The organism is Thermodesulfovibrio sp. TK500a (assembly GCF_055381765.1).
In genome coordinates, this window is sequence record NZ_AP041606.1 from 472,453 (window position 1) to 492,699 (window position 20,247).

General features: G+C 36.9%; 20 protein-coding genes. 2 read left to right on the forward strand and 18 right to left on the reverse strand.

From position 1 onward, the window contains the following. Positions 1–33 precede the first annotated feature (33 nt). From ACZ430_RS02485 to ACZ430_RS02545, 13 genes are all read right to left on the reverse strand, one after another. On the reverse strand, positions 34–747 hold the full coding sequence (locus tag ACZ430_RS02485) for a YdcF family protein (RefSeq protein WP_297211749.1): 714 nt from the start codon (positions 745–747) through the stop codon (positions 34–36). Between the two features lie 4 nt (positions 748–751). After that, positions 752–958, reverse strand: a complete 207-nt coding sequence (locus tag ACZ430_RS02490) for a hypothetical protein (protein WP_297211752.1) — start codon at positions 956–958, stop codon at positions 752–754. Continuing rightward, the gene (locus ACZ430_RS02495; protein ID WP_297211754.1) at positions 955–2,499 is read right to left on the reverse strand and encodes a bifunctional metallophosphatase/5'-nucleotidase; all 1,545 of its coding nucleotides are present in this window, start codon (positions 2,497–2,499) and stop codon (positions 955–957) included. The genes ACZ430_RS02490 and ACZ430_RS02495 overlap by 4 nt, the downstream gene beginning before the upstream one ends. Before the next feature lie 126 nt (positions 2,500–2,625). Further along, positions 2,626–3,651 (reverse strand): hypothetical protein, encoded by a 1,026-nt coding sequence (locus ACZ430_RS02500; protein WP_297211757.1) that lies wholly within the window; start codon positions 3,649–3,651, stop codon positions 2,626–2,628. A 334-nt stretch (positions 3,652–3,985) separates the two neighbouring features. Next, positions 3,986–4,405: a DUF3617 domain-containing protein gene (locus tag ACZ430_RS02505; RefSeq protein WP_297211760.1), complete on the reverse strand. Its 420-nt coding sequence runs from the start codon at positions 4,403–4,405 to the stop codon at positions 3,986–3,988. 94 nt (positions 4,406–4,499) lie between these two features. After that, complete coding sequence (gene leuS, locus ACZ430_RS02510) at positions 4,500–7,034, reverse strand: leucine--tRNA ligase (protein ID WP_297211762.1); 2,535 nt, start codon at positions 7,032–7,034, stop codon at positions 4,500–4,502. A 55-nt stretch (positions 7,035–7,089) separates the two neighbouring features. Beyond that, complete coding sequence (locus tag ACZ430_RS02515; protein ID WP_440871035.1) at positions 7,090–7,767, reverse strand: cytochrome c biogenesis CcdA family protein; 678 nt, start codon at positions 7,765–7,767, stop codon at positions 7,090–7,092. Beyond that, positions 7,764–8,246, reverse strand: a complete 483-nt coding sequence (locus tag ACZ430_RS02520; protein ID WP_297209069.1) for a MogA/MoaB family molybdenum cofactor biosynthesis protein — start codon at positions 8,244–8,246, stop codon at positions 7,764–7,766. The genes ACZ430_RS02515 and ACZ430_RS02520 overlap by 4 nt, the downstream gene beginning before the upstream one ends. After that, a complete protein-coding gene (locus ACZ430_RS02525; protein WP_297209066.1) occupies positions 8,243–8,677 on the reverse strand; it encodes an MOSC domain-containing protein in 435 nt (144 codons plus the stop codon). The genes ACZ430_RS02520 and ACZ430_RS02525 overlap by 4 nt, the downstream gene beginning before the upstream one ends. Positions 8,678–8,679: 2 nt before the next feature. Beyond that, positions 8,680–9,516, reverse strand: coding sequence for a universal stress protein (locus tag ACZ430_RS02530; protein WP_297209063.1), 837 nt, complete (start codon positions 9,514–9,516; stop codon positions 8,680–8,682). Beyond that, complete coding sequence (locus ACZ430_RS02535; protein WP_297209060.1) at positions 9,513–9,818, reverse strand: MTH1187 family thiamine-binding protein; 306 nt, start codon at positions 9,816–9,818, stop codon at positions 9,513–9,515. Before ACZ430_RS02535 ends, ACZ430_RS02530 begins: the two co-directional genes overlap by 4 nt. A 48-nt stretch (positions 9,819–9,866) precedes the next feature. Next, the gene (locus tag ACZ430_RS02540; protein WP_297209057.1) at positions 9,867–10,622 is read right to left on the reverse strand and encodes an energy transducer TonB; all 756 of its coding nucleotides are present in this window, start codon (positions 10,620–10,622) and stop codon (positions 9,867–9,869) included. A 36-nt stretch (positions 10,623–10,658) separates the two neighbouring features. Next, positions 10,659–11,774 (reverse strand): cysteine desulfurase family protein, encoded by a 1,116-nt coding sequence (locus tag ACZ430_RS02545; protein WP_297209054.1) that lies wholly within the window; start codon positions 11,772–11,774, stop codon positions 10,659–10,661. Between the two features lie 34 nt (positions 11,775–11,808). On the opposite strand from ACZ430_RS02545, the gene ACZ430_RS02550 reads away from it, so the two are divergent. Together ACZ430_RS02550 and ACZ430_RS02555 are read left to right on the forward strand one after the other, a co-directional pair. Then, the gene (locus tag ACZ430_RS02550) at positions 11,809–13,137 is read left to right on the forward strand and encodes an MBL fold metallo-hydrolase RNA specificity domain-containing protein (protein ID WP_297209051.1); all 1,329 of its coding nucleotides are present in this window, start codon (positions 11,809–11,811) and stop codon (positions 13,135–13,137) included. Continuing rightward, entirely contained in the window at positions 13,124–14,311 is a 1,188-nt protein-coding gene (locus ACZ430_RS02555; protein WP_297209048.1) for a radical SAM/SPASM domain-containing protein, read from the forward strand. Before ACZ430_RS02550 ends, ACZ430_RS02555 begins: the two co-directional genes overlap by 14 nt. Here ACZ430_RS02555 and ACZ430_RS02560 read toward each other — a convergent pair. The 5 genes from ACZ430_RS02560 to ACZ430_RS02580 are packed head-to-tail and all read right to left on the reverse strand — an operon-like array spanning position 14,277 to position 20,247. Further along, positions 14,277–15,935 (reverse strand): radical SAM protein, encoded by a 1,659-nt coding sequence (locus ACZ430_RS02560; protein ID WP_297209045.1) that lies wholly within the window; start codon positions 15,933–15,935, stop codon positions 14,277–14,279. The genes ACZ430_RS02555 and ACZ430_RS02560 overlap by 35 nt on opposite strands. Next, positions 15,919–17,316 carry a cell division protein FtsZ gene (gene ftsZ, locus ACZ430_RS02565; RefSeq protein WP_297209044.1) on the reverse strand — a complete coding sequence of 466 codons (1,398 nt, stop codon included), beginning with the start codon at positions 17,314–17,316 and terminating at the stop codon, positions 15,919–15,921. The genes ACZ430_RS02560 and ftsZ overlap by 17 nt, the downstream gene beginning before the upstream one ends. Positions 17,317–17,360: 44 nt before the next feature. Continuing rightward, entirely contained in the window at positions 17,361–18,638 is a 1,278-nt protein-coding gene (gene ftsA, locus ACZ430_RS02570) for a cell division protein FtsA (RefSeq protein WP_297209041.1), read from the reverse strand. A 9-nt stretch (positions 18,639–18,647) separates the two neighbouring features. Then, on the reverse strand, positions 18,648–19,343 hold the full coding sequence (locus ACZ430_RS02575; RefSeq protein WP_297209038.1) for a cell division protein FtsQ/DivIB: 696 nt from the start codon (positions 19,341–19,343) through the stop codon (positions 18,648–18,650). Further along, positions 19,333–20,247 carry a D-alanine--D-alanine ligase gene (locus ACZ430_RS02580; RefSeq protein WP_297209035.1) on the reverse strand — a complete coding sequence of 305 codons (915 nt, stop codon included), beginning with the start codon at positions 20,245–20,247 and terminating at the stop codon, positions 19,333–19,335. The genes ACZ430_RS02575 and ACZ430_RS02580 overlap by 11 nt, the downstream gene beginning before the upstream one ends.

Sequence of the window (20,247 nt, forward strand, 5' to 3'; positions counted from 1 at the left end):
TATCTTACAACAAAGGGAAGAATAATTAAAAAATTAAAAATGCAACATAAACAGGGCGATGTGCTCACGCAATGCCTTTACGGAAAGGCTCAAAGTTGCTGACTTTGGCAAAAAACTATAGATGTTGTAGCTGCCAGATATCTTTGAGTCAGCAGGATATGGTAAAACCTTAACTCCTTTATCGCTAAAATGCTTTAATGCTCTTTTCATGTGATAGGCTGAAGTTACAAGAATTATGCTTCCATATCCTCTTTCTTTACAAATTCTAACTGTAAAATTAGCATTTTCTGCTGTATCTCTACTTTCTGTCTCCTTAATAAGTTTATTCTCAGAAATTCCCAACTCTCTGAAAAATTGATACAAGGCCTCACTGTCTGATAACTTTCCTTCTACACTACCTCCCGATAGAATAATGGGCAGATTTGTTTCCTTAAATACATAATATCCTGCAATGGCTCTATTTACAGTATCCTCTTTAAAAGCTCCAGAGTTGTAAACACCTCCTCCGAGTATGACAATTACATCTCCTTCTAATCTCTGAGGAATACGATATTGGTTCTCAAGCTTTGAAATCAAAAAATCACTTGTTGGTTCAATTGAAAGAATATAAATAAAAACACCACAAAAAACAGCAATAAATCTTATAATATTTTTCCTCTTTGAAAAGAGAAAAATGGCACAAAAAAATAAGATTATTAAGCCGGGAGGTAAAATTAATGCAGTGAGCAACTTCTTCAAAAAAAACATTCAGTCAGCCTTTATCAAGTTCTTGTAATACCAAGACATAAATTTTTGCTCCTTCAGAAAGCTCTCCATCAAGCCCAATCTCATTTCCCCATTGGTCATATACTCTTTTACCCGTGCTCAGTTCATCAAGTAAATTCAAACTCAAAAGAGCATGTCTCACAGTCATTCCTGGGAAAATTTCAACAGGTTGTTCATTTACATAAACTTTCATTTTTCTGAGACTTCCGTTATTCTGCCTTCTACAGCAGGAGCTATAATTTTTTTGTTTTTTATGTAGTCAACAACAACATCTCTAAGATATTTGCTCGTATCCGAATAGATAATTCTATCGCTAATGATTGTTCCTCCTGTTATTTCAAAATTTTTTGAAGACTTTAAAACTTCTCCAAAGGTTCTATATCCATCTCCTCCCGCAGCCAAGAAGTCATTTGTGGCAACCGTATACTCTCTGTCAATATAAAGAGGTTTATCTCCCACGTATACGCTTAATATTCTTTTGCCAGATTTTGCTTTGCTGTCATAAACAAACCTCATACCCGATATCTGAGGAAATCTTCCTGCACCTTCCTCTATGGCAGATACACCGTGTTCAAGGGCTTCTATTATATGTTTACCAGACATTTTAATGGCAACAAGGTAATTATTGAAGGGTAAAACAGAATAGATATCTTTAACCTTAATTTCGCCCTTTTTTATTCCCTTTCTTATACCACCACCATTTATTATTGCCACATCTGCACCTGTCTTTTCTCTTATCACATCTGCGATAAAATTACCGAGATTGGTCTCTTTTTTTCTGACATGCTCTCCATCTAAATCATTTGTTGCTAATCCAATCCTTTCATCGAGGATAGAATTAACCATCTCATTGTATCTATTAACTATTGTACTTATGTCTTTGTCTTCTGTAAAACTCTCAGGAACTATCTCTATTAGATGTCCGCTGAATTTTTCTATCTTTTTTCTATCAACAGTCAGGTCTAAAACCCCAAGAGCCTTGCCGTGTTCCCATGCTTGAACAATAATTGTATTGCCAATTACAACAGGCTTTTCTATTTTTGTGTGCGAATGTCCACCTACTATTAGATTAATTCCCTTGACTTTTTCTGCAAGTAATCTGTCCGCATAAAATCCAAGATGAGACACAACAACAATCAAGTCAACCTTCTCTTGCACTTGCTTCAAAATACTTTCAATAGTTCTATCGACAGGCTCAAATCTGAGGCCTGCAACATTTTTGGGATGCGTTGCCGTTACAGTTTCTTCAGTCACTACACCAATTATTGCTATCTTTACACCAGATAACTCTTTAACTAAAAAAGGTTTAAGAAGCTCTAAGCCATTAACATTTGCACCTAAAACTGGAAAGTTTGCCTCGGCAATCCTCTTTTTTAGAGTCTCCTTTCCAAAATCAAATTCATGATTACCAACGACCATTGCATCAAAGCCTATAGCATTCATCAGCTCTATAACGGACTTACCTTCTGTAAGATTTGCCCAGTTGTCACCCTGAATCATATCTCCTGCCGAGAGCAGAAGAGTAGGTTTTTCGCCTCTGAGCTTCTTTATTACACTTGCAAGATAAGATGCGCCACCCATTAACTTTTCTGAGCCGACAGGTCTGTAGCTTTCTGCAAAACCATGAAAGTCGTTAACATGAAGAATTCTGATTTCAACAGGTTCTGCGAAAACATTCTGATAGACAAGTAGAATAAAAATAATAATCTTAACACAGAAAACAAACCTTTTCATTTGATTTCTCCCTTATTTATTAATTTAAGCTTTTTTGGAACTGCCAATAGGTATAGCATAATAAGAATAAAACAAAAATAATCTTTTATTCATCCTTCTGTATGCCAGCTCTTATTATTTCTCTAATCAGTTTATCTCATAAAACTTCCACTTTATGTTGGTTTTTCCCTCACATCCTCCCTCAGGACATCTTAATGTCCGTTCTTGAAAGTAATCATATCCACAGGACAACTCCATAGATGGATTAAAAGGAGGGATTGACGATAATTCAACTGATTTAAAGCCCTCCATTTTTGAGCCTTTCTTTATAATATCCCTGATACTAAACCCACCAATTATGATATTTATACTGTCATTTCTGTATTTGTTACACTCAGGAAAGTTGGTTCCTACTTGTTCTTTTCCATCAATTGATATTAAAGTTCCATTTTTGTAAACGCTATAAAATCCTCTATTTTTAGCCAGTTCTTTCTTGTTCTCATTTGTTAACTCCAATTCTTTTGAGAAATCAAAGTTTTTTATGAATCTTCCTAAGGGATGCATGGTTAAATCAAATTTTCTGTCAATTGTAAAAATCCTGCTTAAGCCTCCTTGATAATAGGATATAAGCTTCGGACAACCTTTATTCGGCAGATTATTCCTGCGTTCTTCGGCAAAACTAAGGCTAATCCATAATTCATCGGGTCTGTAATTCTCATAAAGCCTGTTTGATTCCTCCCTTTGAAATTTCCAAAAACCGCTTATCATCACAAAGGTATTACCAAATCTATATAAGTTGGTAGATTTGCGTTTGCTTTCATCATAATTTATCTGACAGGTTATTATTCCAAAAATATCTCCCTTTTTACACTTCCTATTCATCGAATCACAAGCTTTGATAGATTGACGGTAATCTTCTAAATACTCTTTCTTACATCTGTCTATATGTTGCTCAATACACTTAGAAGAGTTCTCTCCTGCGGACCTACAAAGTTCTGAAAAGTATTCTGTCCTTGAATACTGACAGAAAATAGCACGCATTTTATACCATTCTTCGTTTTCTTTTCTACATTTATTTAACGCTTCTTTGCAGTTTATCTTTTCAGAAAAGGCTATTGAGGGAGTAATTATAAAAAACATTAAAAAAATTAAAACCAATCTTCGTCTAATCACAATTTCCTCCTGTTTTACATCTCTTTTAAATCCCCCTCAAAATTTTTAGATAAAAGCTCTACGCATAAATATAAGACCTGTTCATATTTGAAGAATTCTGAGTTACATATAACAGGCTCATACACATACCCTTGTTCTTTAATTCTATACCAATATTTATTGGATAAATTTTTATTGCAGGGTAGGAATGAGAACGCAATACTCAGTAAAACTGGAGTTATCATTTTACTTATCCTTTAAAAAGTTCTTATCAACATAATATCTTTTAATCAAAAGGCCAATAAAAATACAGTCTAATGAGTTCTTACTTAAATGACTTTTTTCTTAAAGTTAGCTATTTACATTCACCAATCCATTTACCATTCATTTTCTGCGTAATCTCCATTCCTCCGTGTTTAATTTTGCTAACACCATCAAAGGTTGTACCCTTGTAAGTTATTGTTCCCTCGGTGATTAATTTTCCATCGGGAGTTTGACATTCTGTTAACCAAGAAACTGTATCACCCTTAAATTCCTGTTTAATAGTTTTACATTGCTGATTTTTTGCATCCACTTTCTCTGGCACAAATTTGTCTTTTGTTATACACTGTGTGAAAGTCTGAGGAGGCATCTGAAAAGGCATCTTTCCAGTTGCTTCCATCTGAACAGTTATCTCCCATTTACCTTCCTTCATGTTAGGCCCCTCTGCTTTTTTAGAACAGGCTGAAATTAAAAACACCAGAGAAAGCACAGTTAACAATAAACCTTTCGTCATTTTCAATCCTCCGTTTTTTTATTTGTTTGAATTGTATCAATTAATATGAACTTTGTCAATCCCTTGGCAAGAGAGAAGAGGAAGAAACAATTTGTTATTCCTTGACGACTATATTTATCAGTTTGCCCTTTACTGTAATAACCTTGATTATCTCCTTTCCATCTAACCAGGACTTTATTTTTTCATCATCGAGTGCTATGTTTTTTATCTGCTCATCAGTCATGCCTTGAGGAATCATTATCTTTGACCTTACTTTGCCATTTATCTGCACCACGAGTTCAACTGTATGTTCTCTTGCAAGCTCTTCATCATAGGAAGGCCAAGGTTCGTTTAGAATATATCCTTCCTCACCAATAGCTCTCCACAATTCTTCGGCAATATGCGGAGCAAAGGGACTGAGGAGTATCAAAAAATTTCTTATGGCAAACTTAAATGCTTTCCTTTCAGTCTCTGTTTTTGGCTCATAAGAGTAGATTTCATTGACAAATTCCATCAGTCTTGCAATTGCTGTATTAAACTGATATTCCTTTTCTATATCCAAGGTTACTCTTTTTATTGTTCTGTGAATGAGGTTCAAAATTGAAGATGTCTGAACTTCTTGTATGGGTTCATGAGGAGAAATTAAAGCTGTGTCCCTTAGCCATTTGTGATTTTTGTACACAAGAGCGTATACTCTTTTTAAAAATCTGTGAGCTCCCTCAACGCCTTGAGAAGACCACTCGAGGTCTTTCTCCGGAGGAGCTGCAAAAAGGGTAAAAACTCTTACCGTATCTGTCCCGTAACTTTCTATCATTTCATCGGGGTCTATGATATTTTTCTTTGATTTCGACATTTTTTCAACTCTTCCAATGTGCACGGCTTTTCCACAATAAATGCATTTACCCTCTTCAACCTCCTTTGGAAAGAGCCACTCATGGTCAGGACATTTATAAGACTCCATACAAACCATTCCCTGCGTTAAAAGTCTTTCAAAAGGCTCATCAAAAGACACTATATTTAAATCTCTAAGCACCTTTGTAAAAAATCTTGCATAAAGCAGATGTAGCACCGCATGCTCAATTCCTCCGATATACTGGTCTACAGGCATCCAGTATTTAATTTTTTCTCTGTGAAAAGCCTCTTCTTTATTTAGAGAGCAATACCTTATGAAATACCATGATGAGTCAACAAATGTATCCATCGTGTCTGTCTCTCTACGGGCAGGAGATTGACATGTAGGGCATTTTGTATTGTAAAACTCATCTACATATTTAAGTGGCGATTCACCCTTTCCTGTAAGATTGACATTTTCAGGTAAAAGCACGGGCAAGTCTTTTTCTGGGACAGGAACAATCCCGCATTTATCACAGTAAATTATAGGTATTGGTGTTCCCCAGTATCGTTGCCTTGAGATTCCCCAGTCGCGAAGTCTGTAGTTAACTGTTTTTCTACCTATTCCTTTTTTTTCTATGAAATCAGCTACAGCTCTTTTGCCTTCAGTAGATGAAAGTCCCGAAAACTCTCCAGAGTTCACCATTACTCCATCGCCCTCATAGGCTTCTTGTAAAGGTTCTACAAGTTCTTTATCCTGTGGTTTTATGACAACCTTTAGGGGAATTTTATATTTTAATGCAAACTCAAAATCTCTCTGGTCGTGGGCGGGAACACTCATTATAGCACCCGTTCCATACTCCATTAAGACAAAATTCGCTATCCATATGGGAATTCTCTCTTCATTTAGAGGATTTATAGCATATTTACCTGTAAAAATACCCTCCTTTATGTCTGGTTCTCTCTGAAGCTGTCTTATCCTCCTTAAAGATTCTTTGTCTTCGCATAGTTTCTCTGAAAGAGGATGCTCTGCCGATATGCACATAAAGGTTACACCAAAGATTGTATCAGGTCTTGTAGTGAAAATTCTCAAACTCTCATTCATACCAACTATGGGAAAGTCAACCTCTACGCCCTCACTCTTTCCAATCCAGTTGCGCTGCATTGTAAGCACTTTCTCTGGCCAACCATTAAGTTTATCACAAGAACGAAGTAACTCTTCTGCATAAGCCGTTATTTTTAAAAACCACTGTTCGAGCTCTTTCTGCTCTACTTGTGATTCACACCTCCAACAAAGCCCGTCTATTACCTGTTCATTGGCAAGCACTGTAGCACACGATGGACACCAGTTAACAAAGGATGCTTTCCTGTAGGCAAGTCCTTTTTCATATAGTTTGAGAAATATCCACTGATTCCATCTGTAGTAATCGGGACTACAGGTGGTTACCTCCCGTCTCCAGTCGTAACTTAAACCGAGCCTTATAAGTTGTTTTTTCATATATTCAATGTTGTCATAGGTCCATTTAGCTGGATGAACACCATGTTTTATAGCAGCATTCTCAGCGGGAAGACCAAAGGCATCCCAACCCATAGGATGAAGGACTTTGTAGCCTTTCATTCTTTTGTATCGGGCGATTACATCGCCTATAGCGTAATTTCTGACGTGTCCCATGTGGATTTTTCCACTCGGATAGGGAAACATCTCCAGGCAATAGAATTTATCTTTTCCCTCGTCCTCATCTACTTCAAAAATTCTATTTTCAAGCCATTCTTTCTGCCATTTTTTCTCGATTATCTTGAAATCGTAAAGCTGGTTCATAATACCTCCAGAAGAGCTTTATTTGGAGTATTATATAGAGAAAAATCTCAAAAATTCAAACAATCGAGAGGCCACAAATCATCATAAAGCCAAGTATTATTAAAGATGCTCCTATGAAGTAATTAATTAGTCTAAAGACTTTCATAGATTTCCTCAGATACTGCATCGCCGAATTTATTATTAAAGAAGTGAATAAAAAGGGAATTGCCATTCCAAGAGAGTATGCACCGAGCATTTTCATTCCATCCAACACACTTCCGCTCATGCTTGAATATATGAGAATGCTACCAAGAACAGGTCCGATACATGGAGACCATCCTGCGGCAAAACCTAATCCTATGAAAAAAGCACCTAATGGTGTTCCAAACTTCTGAACTTTTATGTTCAACCTGAATTCTCTTAAAAAAAAGCCTGACTTTATCAAACCTACAAGAAGAATACCGAAAAGAATTAGTAAAATTCCCGCTGCGATTCTTAGATAATCCTGATATTCAAGGAAAATCACTCCGATAAATGAACTGCTCGCTCCCAGAGCAACATATACTGTAGAGAAACCGGCAATGAAAATCAGAGTGTGAATGAAAATCCGAAAACGAGACTTGCCAAGAGACAATTCAGTCGATGAAAGGCCTGAAAATAGAGAAACATAAACAGGCAACAAGGGTAAAATACATGGCGAAAAAAAACTTAAAATTCCACCTAAAAAAGCGGCAGCCAAGTTAATTTCGGTCATCTACTACACTCTGAAGGGTCTCCCTTTATTTTGTCAATGGCATGTGGGAGAGCATCCATTATTGCCTCGAGAGACTCTCTTACTGCCTTTGGACTTCCCGGTAGATTTATTATTAAAGTCCGTCCCTTTATGCCTGCCACTGCTCTTGAAAGCATGGCAGTCTTGGTCTTTTTTAGGCCTTCTAACCTCATGGCCTCTGCAATTCCGGGAATCTGTTTATCAATAATTTCAAGGGTAGCATCAGGAGTAACATCTCTCGGATGTAAGCCCGTTCCTCCATTTGTTAAAATTAAATCTGCCTTTTCCAATTCTTCATTAATCGCAATTTTTATAATTTCCTTCTCATCAGGCACAATTCTGTATGAAACTACTTCTGCCCATGAACTCAACATTTCTGCAATGACTTTACCGCTTAAATCCTCTCTTTCTCCTTTTGAACCTTTATCTGACACAGTAATTATAGAGACTCTGTATTTCATAGTATCTCTATTTCGTCTCCTACTTTTATTAGACCACCTTTAATCACTCTGGCAAAAACACCTTCCTTGGGCATTATACAATCTCCAATTGTCTTAAAAATATTACATTTACTGTGACATCTCTTTCCATGCTGAGTTATTTCAATGATTACTTCTCCGATTTTAAGGTGTTTGCCGAGTTCAATTTCAGATAAATTTATTCCTTCAGTGGTAATGTTTTCTGCGAAATCTCCATAACTTAGCCTTAATCCGTTATTCCTCATCTTCTCAATACTTTCAACGGCCAGTAGACTTATCTGCCTATGCCAATGAGAGCCTCCATGAGCATCGCCTTTTATTCCCCAATTTGCAATAACAATTGCCTCATTTACAGGCGATTTTGATTTTCCCTTTGAGTTGCTTATATTTATTGAAATTACCCTTCCTGCCATTTCTAATGAACAAGCAATATGGGTTTTTTTGCATTTTTTATGACAGCCTCTGCAACACTACCTATGAGAAAAGCCTCACTGTAAGACCTTCCTTTTGAACCTATAACAGTCAAATCAGCATCTGATAGACCCTTGATTATTTCTTCGGCAGGCAAACCAGCCAAAACTTCATAGGTAAAGTTATCCGCCATTTTGCCCAGCTTTTCTTCCGCTTCTGCCTTTAATTCACTCAAGTATTGCTTTACCTGTTCTTCTTCTTCAATTATTCCTCTTATTTTCTGTTCTGGAATTACGTGAATTACGTGCAATTTACTACCAGATTTCTCAGATATCTCCTTTGCAAAATCTAATGCTCGCAAAGAAACATCAGAAAAATCAACGGGACAGACTATTTTCTTTATTTCAATGGCATGGGGATTAATTTCATTAAAAATTTTTTCCTTAACAATCAAAGTAGGTATTTTCATTCCCTTGAGAATTCTTTCAGAAGTTGAAGGTCTTGTAATGTGAGATTTGTATCCTATAACGGCAATTGAATTATCGGTTACAGTCTCTTTAATACTTTCAACGAGTCTTCCAAGTAAAATTTTATAATCCACATTTATCTGATAATTCGCAAGCCTTGAGATGAGAACTTTGAAATTTTCCTCTATTTTATTTTTTTCTCTGTTAATGTAAGGCATTAAATAGGCAGGAGGAGTTAGAGTATACTCCATGATGTGAAAAAGTGTAATTTTATTACAATCTGTAACTTTAGAAAGCCACAAAGCATAGGAAAGAACCGTATCTGTGTTTTGTTTGAAATCAATTGCTACATAGATTTTTTCTGGCGAAATCATCTATTAACCCTCTTTCCCAATTTTTCCTCTACAGAGGCAACTTTTCCCTCAATTCTATTGTGGCTGTGTTTACGGTCATCAATCTTTATCTCTATCAGTATCCTATCCGTATCCTCCAAAAGAGCCTCTCTACATCTCTTTATCAAATCCATAACTTCATCCCATTCGCCCTCGACAATAGTTCCCATAGCATGAAGTTTATAGGGAATACCACTGTTTTCAACTATTTTTATAACCTTTGCCACATAGGAACTTAGACTAACCCCAACTCCTAAAGGCACTATGCTGAACTGAACAAGCATTTTTGCCTCCTATTGAACTATTTAAATATTAACATAAAACCTATTGTTTTATCTCAAATAAAAACCTTGCAGTGTATAGATAAAGTGACCCGTTATAGTTAAGCTATCTCTCTGCCAATCCTCTGGAAGAGGCCAGAAAGGTTGAGCATCTTTCAAGGCCCTCATTGCTGCTTCATCAAGCATTCGGTAGCCGGAGGTTCTTAAAAGCTCTACTGACACAAGATTGCCCCTTCTGTCAATTGTGAACTTTATGTATAGGTCACCAAAAATTCCTCTCTGTGCAGCTTGTGGTGGGTAATGCCAGACTCTTTCTATCTTTTCCTTAAGTCTTTCCAGATATCCCCAATCATTAAACTCTTTTGCAGAAAAGGTAATTCCCTGAGAAGTATCTGACTTATTACTGTCACTTTTTTTACTTGAAAACTTGGCTATAACATCTCTGTCAAAAATGTCTGTCTTTTGATGAGGTTTTATTTGGGTAAAATGGTTTTCTCTTTTCAGCTGTTCCAATGGATTTTTTTCTTCCTTTGTCTCCCTTTTCTCTTGTCCCTCATTTCCTTTTGGAATAGAAGACAAATCCCTCGGCTGTCTTTGTTGCCTTATGGGAGGCAACCTTTCAACTGTTCGAGGTGGAAGGGGTTGTTTTTTCTTGGGCAATTCCTTTATTTCTGGCTTAACAGGTAATATTAGAACAGATATTGGTTCTTCCTTCTTTGTGCCTGATTTGAAATAAGACTGTAAAAAGTTCAAAAGTACAAAAAGAAGGAGATGAAAGATTATTGAGTAGATTAATGCTCGCTTCACATATTTATTTTAACTTGAAACAGTTCTTGCTTTAAACTAAAAACTATTTTTAATTTCTTCCTCGATGATTTCTGATGCCTCTTTAATTTCTTCGACTGTGTTGAACTTGCCAGTGCTGATTCTTATTGAGGACAAAGCCTCTTTTTCTGTTAATCCCATTGCAACCAAGACATGACTAGGTTTTTCCACTCCAGAATGACAGGCAGAACCAGCTGATATGGCTATTCTTCCATCTAAGCGTTTTACAAATTGTTCTGCCTTGATATCACTGATTGATATGTTTAGTGTATTAGGAAGTCTTGGAGTTCCCTGTCCGTTAAGCTTTACTCTTTCTATTCTTGACAATCTCTCCCAAATAATATCTGTTATAGCTCTTAAATGCTTTTCTATTTCATCAAATTCACAATTTATAATCTCACAGGCTTTTGCAAAGGCTGCAATGTATGGAACATTCTCTGTGCCTGGCCTTACCCCTCTCTCATGACCTCCACCGAACATAATTGGTTTTATAATAAAACCTTCTTTAACATAAAGTGCACCTATGCCTTTGGGAGCATAAAATTTATGTCCCGCAAGAGAAACCATCGTAACATTCAACTCAGAAACTGAAACGGGAATTTTTCCAATGCTTTGCGCACAGTCTGTATGAAAAGGAATTTCTCTCTCTCTCAAGATTTCCCCAATCTCTTTAATTGGCTGTAACACACCTGTTTCATTGTTTGAGTGCATTATACTTACAAGAATAGTGTCTTTTCTGATGGCTCTCCTAAGGTCATCGGGGTCTAAAACTCCCTGAGAGTTTACAGGTAGATAGGTAACATCATAACCCATTCTCTGAAGCTGTCTGCAGGGATTCAAAGTGGCAGGGTGTTCAATGCAAGAGGTTATGATGTGCCCTCTTTCAAAACACAAAGCCCTCCCAAAAATAGCAAGATTATTTGACTCGGTTCCTCCCGACGTAAAAACTATCTCCTGCGGTTGAGCCCCGAGAAGTTTTGCAACTTTATACCTTGACTCTTCAACTAACTGCCTTGCTTTTCTGCCAAATTTATGAGCACTCGAAGGATTTCCAAATTCATCGAGAATTCTTATCATTTCTTCTTTTACCCTTGGTTCAATTGGAGTTGTAGCGTTGTAATCAAGATAAATCATGAATTATTATATCACTTTATGTTATTATTGTTGCATGAAAGTTCAGTTTTTCGGTGCAACGAAAACTGTTACAGGCTCTTGTTTTCTTTTCTCTGCCAACGGTAGTAATATCCTCATAGATTGCGGTCTTTTTCAAGAAGACGAAAAAGAATTTCTCAATTATGAACCCTTTCCTTTTAATCCTCGCAAAATCGACCTCATGATTCTTACACATGCCCATCTTGACCATTCTGCCTTAGTGCCCAAGCTTTTTAAAGAAGGTTATCGTGGGAAAATACTCACAACACCAGCAACAAAAGACCTTCTTGGAATTATGCTTTTCGATGCTCTAAAAGTTCAAAAAAATGAGCAGTATAAACAACCTCTCTATGATGAAGACAATATTAACCGAGCATTAAGACAGACCGAGACTCTAAGCTATGGCAAAGAGTTAAAATTTAACGGCATGACTATAAGATTTTTTGATGCAGGCCATATTCTTGGTTCTGCTACGGTAGAGCTTAATGTAAATGGAAAGACCGTTGTGTTTTCAGGGGATTTAGGAAGAACAGGATATCCAATCCTTAGAGACCCTGTTCCTCCACAAAAAGCAGACTATCTTATTCTTGAATCAACCTATGGCAATAGACTTCACAAGTCCCTTGCTCAGAGTATAGACGAACTATTACAGGCAATAAAAGACACTTTTAAAAGAGGTGGCAATGTTGTCATTCCCGCCTTTGCTGTAGGACGAACTCAAGATTTACTCTATATTCTCAATCGCAGTGTAAGGCAGGGCTTGATTGAGCCTTTAGACGTATATCTTGACAGCCCCCTTGCAGAGGAAGCAACAAGAATATACATCTCCCATCCAGAAGTTTTTGATGATGAAGCGTTAAACGAATTGAGAAATCATAAAAAAACTGCCATTAAACTACACTTTGTAAAATCCGTTGAGGAATCAAAAAAACTTAATCAAATCAAGTCAGGCGCTGTAATAATTGCAGGAAGTGGAATGTGTCAGGGTGGTAGAGTTATCTATCATCTATATCACAACATAGATAGAGAGGAATGTAGTGTCATAATTGTAGGATTTCAGGCGAAAGGCACGCTGGGAAGAAAAATTGTTGACGGAGAAAAATCCGTTCCAATACTTGGCAAGATGATACCAGTTAAAGCCAAAATATATACAATCGGTGGATTTTCAGCCCATGCTGACCAGCAGGAACTTCACCAGTGGCTTGGAAGTATAGATAGCAAACCTAAAGTATTCCTTATACACGGTGAGGAAAGTGTCATAGAAAATTTCAAACAAAGCATTGAGGAAAAATTCGGATTAAACTGCACTGTTCCAGAAAGAATGGAAATTCATGAAATTGTCTGATTTTTATTTGGCAGAAGATTTCTACCTTAAACTCATTGAATTTCCCGCTGTATATAACATAAAAACCGATGCGCTTTACTGTCTTGATGAACGGGCTTTTAATTTCCTTTCTAAATTAGCCATTAGAGACTTATCCTCCTTAAACTCATTTGACAAAGAAAAAGATGGAAAAATCAGGGATTTACTTGAAGTAGCTATCAGTGAAGGCATAGTAACAAAGGAACCTACAGCGAGACTTTTGCCAAAAATAAGACAATCACCAATCCCATCTTTGAGATACCTTGAACTTCAGATAACAAAGAGATGTAATCTCCGATGCAAACACTGCTTCGTAGGAGAATGCTTGAATGTTGACCTCTCAGTTGAAGAAACAAAAAAAATTCTCAGAGAATTTGAAGATATGCAGGGACTTAGAGTGTTAATTACTGGTGGAGAACCCCTTTTACATCCTCATTTTGATAGGATTAACGGTTTTTTAAAGGAGCTCGCTATTAGAAAAGTCCTCTTTACTAACGGATTGCTTCTCACAGATAAGTGGCTTAAAAAGCTTCATGTCCATGAAATTCAGATAAGCCTTGACGGCTTGAAAGATGGACATGAGAGTCTTAGAGGAAAGGGAACATTCGAAAAAACTCTCAGCGCTATTAGAAGGTCTATTGACTTTGGCTTTGAAGTCTCTGTGGCAACTGTAATTCATAAAAACAATATTGACGAATTCAATAAAATCGAAGAATTGCTAAAGGGCTTGAGCATAAGAGACTGGACAGTAGATGCTCTCACAATTACTGGTAATCTTGAATTAAACACTGACTTATGGGTTCACCCCTCCGTTGCTGGAAAGATAATGAGAAGATATGGATTTTCAAAGGAAGAACATCCTCGTGCAGAAGGTTATGCTTGCGGAGCACATCTTTTATCTGTCTCAGCAGATGGAAAAGCAGCTTACTGCTCCTTTTTTGAAAGCTCTCCGCTGGGTAATATCAAAGAAGGGCTTGAAAAAATATGGGCACGAAAAAAACATTTTCTTCTGAAAAATCTTGAGTGCATTAATCTCAATTGTCCTTATATCCAAGAATGTATAGGTGGATGTCGTTACAGGGCACAAAAGCTATCTGGCAAAGAAGGGTCACCAGACCTTTTTAAGTGTTATCAGTTTGAAAGGCTTCAGCTTTAGCTCTCTCATATTCATCCCATAGGACTTCCTTTTTTATACCTTCATGCTCAATGAAATCCCATGGCAAAAATTGGCTTAAAGACTTTATTTGGCAAGCTTCTTTTTTTATTTTTTCCCAAAGTTCTCCATTTTTTTCGCCTTTAGATAATCGCTCTAAAATCTCAACTGCCCTTCTGTCAGCCCTGGCTAAATAGCCCTGTAAGTATGAATATTTTGGAACTTCATGAAACAACTTAAAACCCTTTATCTGAAGTGTATCTTTTTTTATCTTTTTTAATTTCTCCGTAATTACCTCATAAGTCTCCATTCCATGCCACTGAAAGGGAGTGAAAGGCTTTGGAACAAATATGCTTATACTTGCCGTTATTCTCCTAAAAAATACTCCTCGAACCTTCTCAATAAGCTTTTTTATATCTTCCACATCCTCATCTTTTTCAAATGGCAAACCTATCATGAAGTAGAGTTTTAAATTCTGAACTTCCGTGTTAGAAAGTCTGCTTGCCACATTCAGAAGGTCTTTTTCAGAAATTCCCTTTTTTATTATCTTTCTTAGTCTCTCAGAACCAGCCTCTGGCGCTATTGTAACAGTCTTCATTCTTGAAAGGTAATCAATCGAATCAAGAGTAGCCCTATCAGCCCTCAATGAAGTAAAGGAAAGCTCGACTAATGGAGTCTCTAAAAGTTCAACCAACTCCCTGTATGCCGTAAGAGAGGGAGCTATCAAGCCTACTGAGCAAGTCTCAGAGGGAATATTCGAAAGCCTTGATTTCAATGCATCAATTGAAGCTTTTCTTGTAGGGCTATAAATCTTACCAACCAGACAAAATCTACAACTAAAAGGACATCCTCGCATTGCTTCAATAAGATATTTATTGGAAAAAACTGCTTCAGAAGTAATTATTTGAGAAAAACTGAGATTTTCTGATAGATTTTTGCAGTAAACTCTCTTTATTTTTTCAGGAACATTGAACCATAAAACTTCCCTGCCTACTATATTGCCCGAAAAATCATATATTTCCCTGTAAGCTTCGGGAACATAGAAACCCTGAAATTTTATTATCTCTCTCTTTAAATTCTCCTTGAAATCTTCTTCATAGGAAGCTTCTTTCACTTTTTTGTAATTATCAATAAAGGGTTCTAAAAGCTCTTCTGCCTCGCCGATGAGTATTATATCAAAAATTTCAGCTAACGGTTCTGGATTGGAAAAACACAACACGCCTCCTGCAATCAAAAGAGGAGAGTTAAAATCTCTGTCTCTTCTTCTGAATGGAATTTTTGCAATTTCTAAAATTTTAATTATCTCAGGAAGGTCATTTTCAAAGCAAATACTAAACGCCAGAATATCAAATTCATAAAGGGGCTTTTTAGATTCAAAGGAAATTAACGGAAATCCTTTTCTGTACTCTTCAATCTCATCCTTTGCAGGAAGAAAACTTCTTTCGCATACAACATCTTTTCGGTTATTAAAAAGTCTATAAACAGTCTGAAAGCCTAAATTGCTTATACCGACCTGATATATGTTTGGATAAATAAGGCATACCTTTATTTTTCCACCATGCTCTTTTCTTATTGTTCCCTTTTCTTTTTTCAGTAGGGTGTCAATTTTATCAAGTATTTTTCTCATCCAATATACGGTATTTCTTCCTCAAATAAGCGGGAATGTCCAGTTCATCCTCTATATCCTCAGGAATTTCTTTGTTAGGTTCTTTAATAAACCTGACTTCTCCCTTTTGTTCACTTTCAGACAACTGTAACGCCTCGGAAATATGGTTTTTAATCTCCGCTTTCTTTTCTGTCCTTTCAAGTTCGTCAAGTTCGCTCCTTGATATTTCAGGGGTCTTAGTTTTATTCTTTAAGTCTTCTGTAGAATCGTGAGAACCTGTCAACAAGTTACTCTGTTGTTGTTTTTCCATATTCAATGGATTTTCATTGGCACAAGAGGAAAGGGAGTTTATATCTTTTGATATTATCCGCCTGGTCATTTTTAAGGTCGAGTTAGCATTTTTAGGCATCCATTTTTCTGCCTTAGAAATTTCAATATCCTCCTGTTTATCCTCAAAACCTGTCGCAATTACTGTTACATGTATTTCATTTTCAATGTCAGGTTTTATTACTGTTCCGAATATTATGTTTGCCTCTTCATGAGCTACATCATAAACAGTTCCAGCAATCTCCTGGACATCATCAAGAGTAAGGTCAAAACCACCGGTTATGTTAATCAGTATTCTCTTTGCACCCTCTATAGAACTCTCCTCAAGTAGAGGGTTGTTTATGGCTTTTCTTGCAGCTTCTCGAGCACCTTCTTCTTTAAGACATGTTCCAAGCCCAATAACTGCCTTGCCTGACTTTTCAATGATAGTCTTTACATCGGCAAAATCTCTGTTTATGAAACCGGGGCTTAGTATTAAGTCTGATATACCCTGAACAGCCTGTCTTAAAATGTCATTAGCTATAGCAAAGGATTTAACAAGTGGCGTTCCTTTCTCCACAACAAGATGAATTCTGTCATTAGGAATAACTATTATGGTGTCAACATATTTTTTAAGCTCTTTGGCTCCTACAACGGCATTATGAAGTCTCTTTTTCCCTTCAAAGTAGAAGGGCTTGGTCACTACAGCTACTGTAAGAATTCCTAAATCTTTAGCTAAAGATGCAATAACAGGTGCTGCTCCTGTTCCTGTGCCACCACCCATTCCAGCGGTGATAAAAATCAGGTCAGACCCTTCAATACATGACATAAGGGTGTCTCTGTCCTCTAAAGCTGCTTTTTTGCCGAGCTCAGGTTCTGAACCTGCTCCAAGACCTCGGGTTAATTCCTTTCCTATCTGCACTTTAACAGGCGCCAAAGATATCTCAAGATGTTGTATATCTGTATTTACTGCTATGAACTCAACGCCATAAACTCCCGAAGAAATCATGGTATTTACTGCATTGGTTCCTGCTCCACCTACTCCTATTACTTTAATCTTTGCTACAGGTCTTTCTACTTCTTCAATGTCAAACATTGCCTTCTCCTCCTTTCTGGTTTAAAGGCTTTTTTAGTTTTCTATTAAATTCTCATAATCTCCTTAATCCATGATGCAAATCTACTCCATATACCTCCGATACCTGAATTTTGTTGTTGAAACGAACCTGCCCTTATGGCATATATCAGAGTACCAATGGTTGAGGAAAATTGAGGAGTTAAACACTCATGTAACTGTTCATCAATTATTACATATTCATCTCTGATGCCCATCTCTGCCATCAGCGTCATAAGTCCAAGGTCTGGTTTTCCAATTCTTACAGGCATGGACAAAAAACTCTCAGCCAGTTGAATAAAACCTCTCATCTGCGATGTTCCGCCTGTAATAACCAGAGACGACACCGATATACTTTCGGAAACAGTGGAGATTTCCTTCTTTATGAGGTCTAAAATTTCCTCACATCTGGCATAGATTATTTCTTTTATAACGCTCATGGGAATTTTTACAGGAATTTTATCCATCCCTATAATCTCGATTTCTCTATCCTTTTCTCTGAAAGAAAGGCTTCCAAAGTTAACATCTGGTAGGGCAACGCCAAACTGTGTTTTTATTCTTTCCGCTTCTTTGAAGGGAATTTTCAATCCTAAAGCCAAGTCATTGGTTATATGATTTCCTCCGATTCCATAATTACTAAGATGCCTGAGATATCCATCATGAAATACGGCTATTCTACTGCTACCCCCACCAATGTCAACAACCATTGTGCCCATGTCTTTATCATGTTCTGAAACCACAGCCTCAGCAGATGCAACACCATGAAGCACAACTTCTTCAACTTCTATACCGGCCTTGTTGCAGCAGGTTATTAGATTTTGAATATGCGATGAGGAAGCAGTGATGATATATACTCTTGCCTCAAGTCTTAAACCTTTCATGCCGAGGGGGTCTCTTATTCCGTCAATACCATCTACTACAAACTCATAAGGAAGTATGTGAACAGCCTGTCTGTCAGAAGGAATTTGCATCGCCGTAGCAGACTCTATTGCCAAGTTTATATCCTCTTCAGTTATCTCTTTTTTACGAATTTTTACTGCCGCATCACTGTAAAGTCCTTGAATTTCATTTCCCGAGGAACAAACAAAACTCCTTCGAATTTTCATTTTTAAAATATCCTCTGTATCCTGAATTGCCCTTTTTATCGAAGAGGTAAGTGATTCCATATCAACTATTCTGCCCCTCTTAATTCCAGAGGACGGAAAACTCTTAAAGAAAATTGATTCAAAGCTTCTGTTATCAAATTTTGATATAAAGACGGAAATCTTTGTTGTTCCTATGTCCAGTACAGTCAAAACTTCACCCATTATCTGCCCCTACTCTACAGGCTTTACAATTACCCTATCGGGAAATCTCAAATCTAAATACTGAACCTTAAGGCCTCTTTTCTGAATTTCAGAGTTAACAATTAAATATTTAGCGAATTTTGTTTCATAATCGCCCTTACCCACTATAATATGAAAACTATTTAGATAGACAGATAGATTTTCAGGCTCGCTACCATTTATTACTATCTCATTTTCGGATTTAATGTATCCCTTTGAATTAAGAAAATTGACAAGTTCAACAGCTGCATGAAGCATTTCCCTATTTTTAAATGGGTCTATGTTTTTTAAAATAGGCAGGAAAATCTTTGTATTGTTTAACTTTTCGGTGAAATCCTCTAAAATCTGACAGTCACTATCTATTAGATACGCCCTATCATTAAACAAAGCAATGGCAATGGCAGTAGACTCTTTTACGTATACAGTCAGTGTTCCGTTCAAATCTTTCCTTATTACAGCTTCTTTTATCCATGCAAGTTTTTTCAAACGCTCATATATGACTTTAGATGGAGGATAAAGGATTGAATTACCCTCTTTTAAACCAATAGCCTTTCTTATCTGTAGTTCAGTCAAATTTCTATTGCCAACAATTACAATATTTCTAATGGTTAAAATTTTTATAAAAAAAATTACTGCCACTAAAATTACGACGACCCCTGCAATCGCTATAAACTTCTTATTTCCCATCTTTTCTAAGAGTCATCTCTAAAATTTCTTTTACTAATCCCTTAAAGTCGTATCCTGCCAGAGAGGCAATTTTGGGTAAAAGGGAGGTCTCTGTCATACCGGGTATGGTGTTTACCTCGAGAACAAATGGTTGTCCATTAGAGTCTATTATCATGTCCACCCTTGTTCCACCACTGCATCCCAATGCTTTATGCGCCTTTAAGCCAAGCTCTTTAAGTTTTTCATACAACTCTCCGTCAATTTCTGGTGGCAGAATATAATCAGTAAGCCCCTTTGTATATTTAGCTTCATAATCGTAAAAGTCTTTTTTTGGTCTTACCTCAACTCCTCCTAAAACCCTGTCTCCAAGAACGCCTATGTGTATCTCCTTTCCTTTTATGAATTTCTCTACGATAACCCTGTCGCTAAACTTGAAAGCCTCCTGTAAAGCTTTCTTTGCATCTTCTTTATTGCTTACGATAGCTACTCCAACGGAAGAACCTTCGGTTGCCGGTTTTATAACAACGGGAAATGACAGCGAAGAAAGATTAACTTCAGAGGAAAGGAATTCCTTTTTACTTATCACTCTAAAAGGAGGAACAGGAATGTTATGATAGATAAAAACTTTTTTTGTTGCTTCCTTGTCCATTGCCAATGCAGAGGCTAATACTCCAGAGCCTGTATAGGGAATTCCCATTACCTCAAGCATTCCCTGAATACCACCATTTTCACCCCAGCCACCGTGTAAAACAAGAAAGGCTACGTCAATCTTTTCGTGTTTTATCTTTTCACAAAGCTCTTCCTTGGCATCTATGAACACCACATCGTATTCAAGCTCTCTGAGGGCATTAAATACGGCCTGTCCACTTCTGAGAGAGACCTCTCTTTCCGATGATATTCCCCCAGCAATAACTCCAACCTTCAT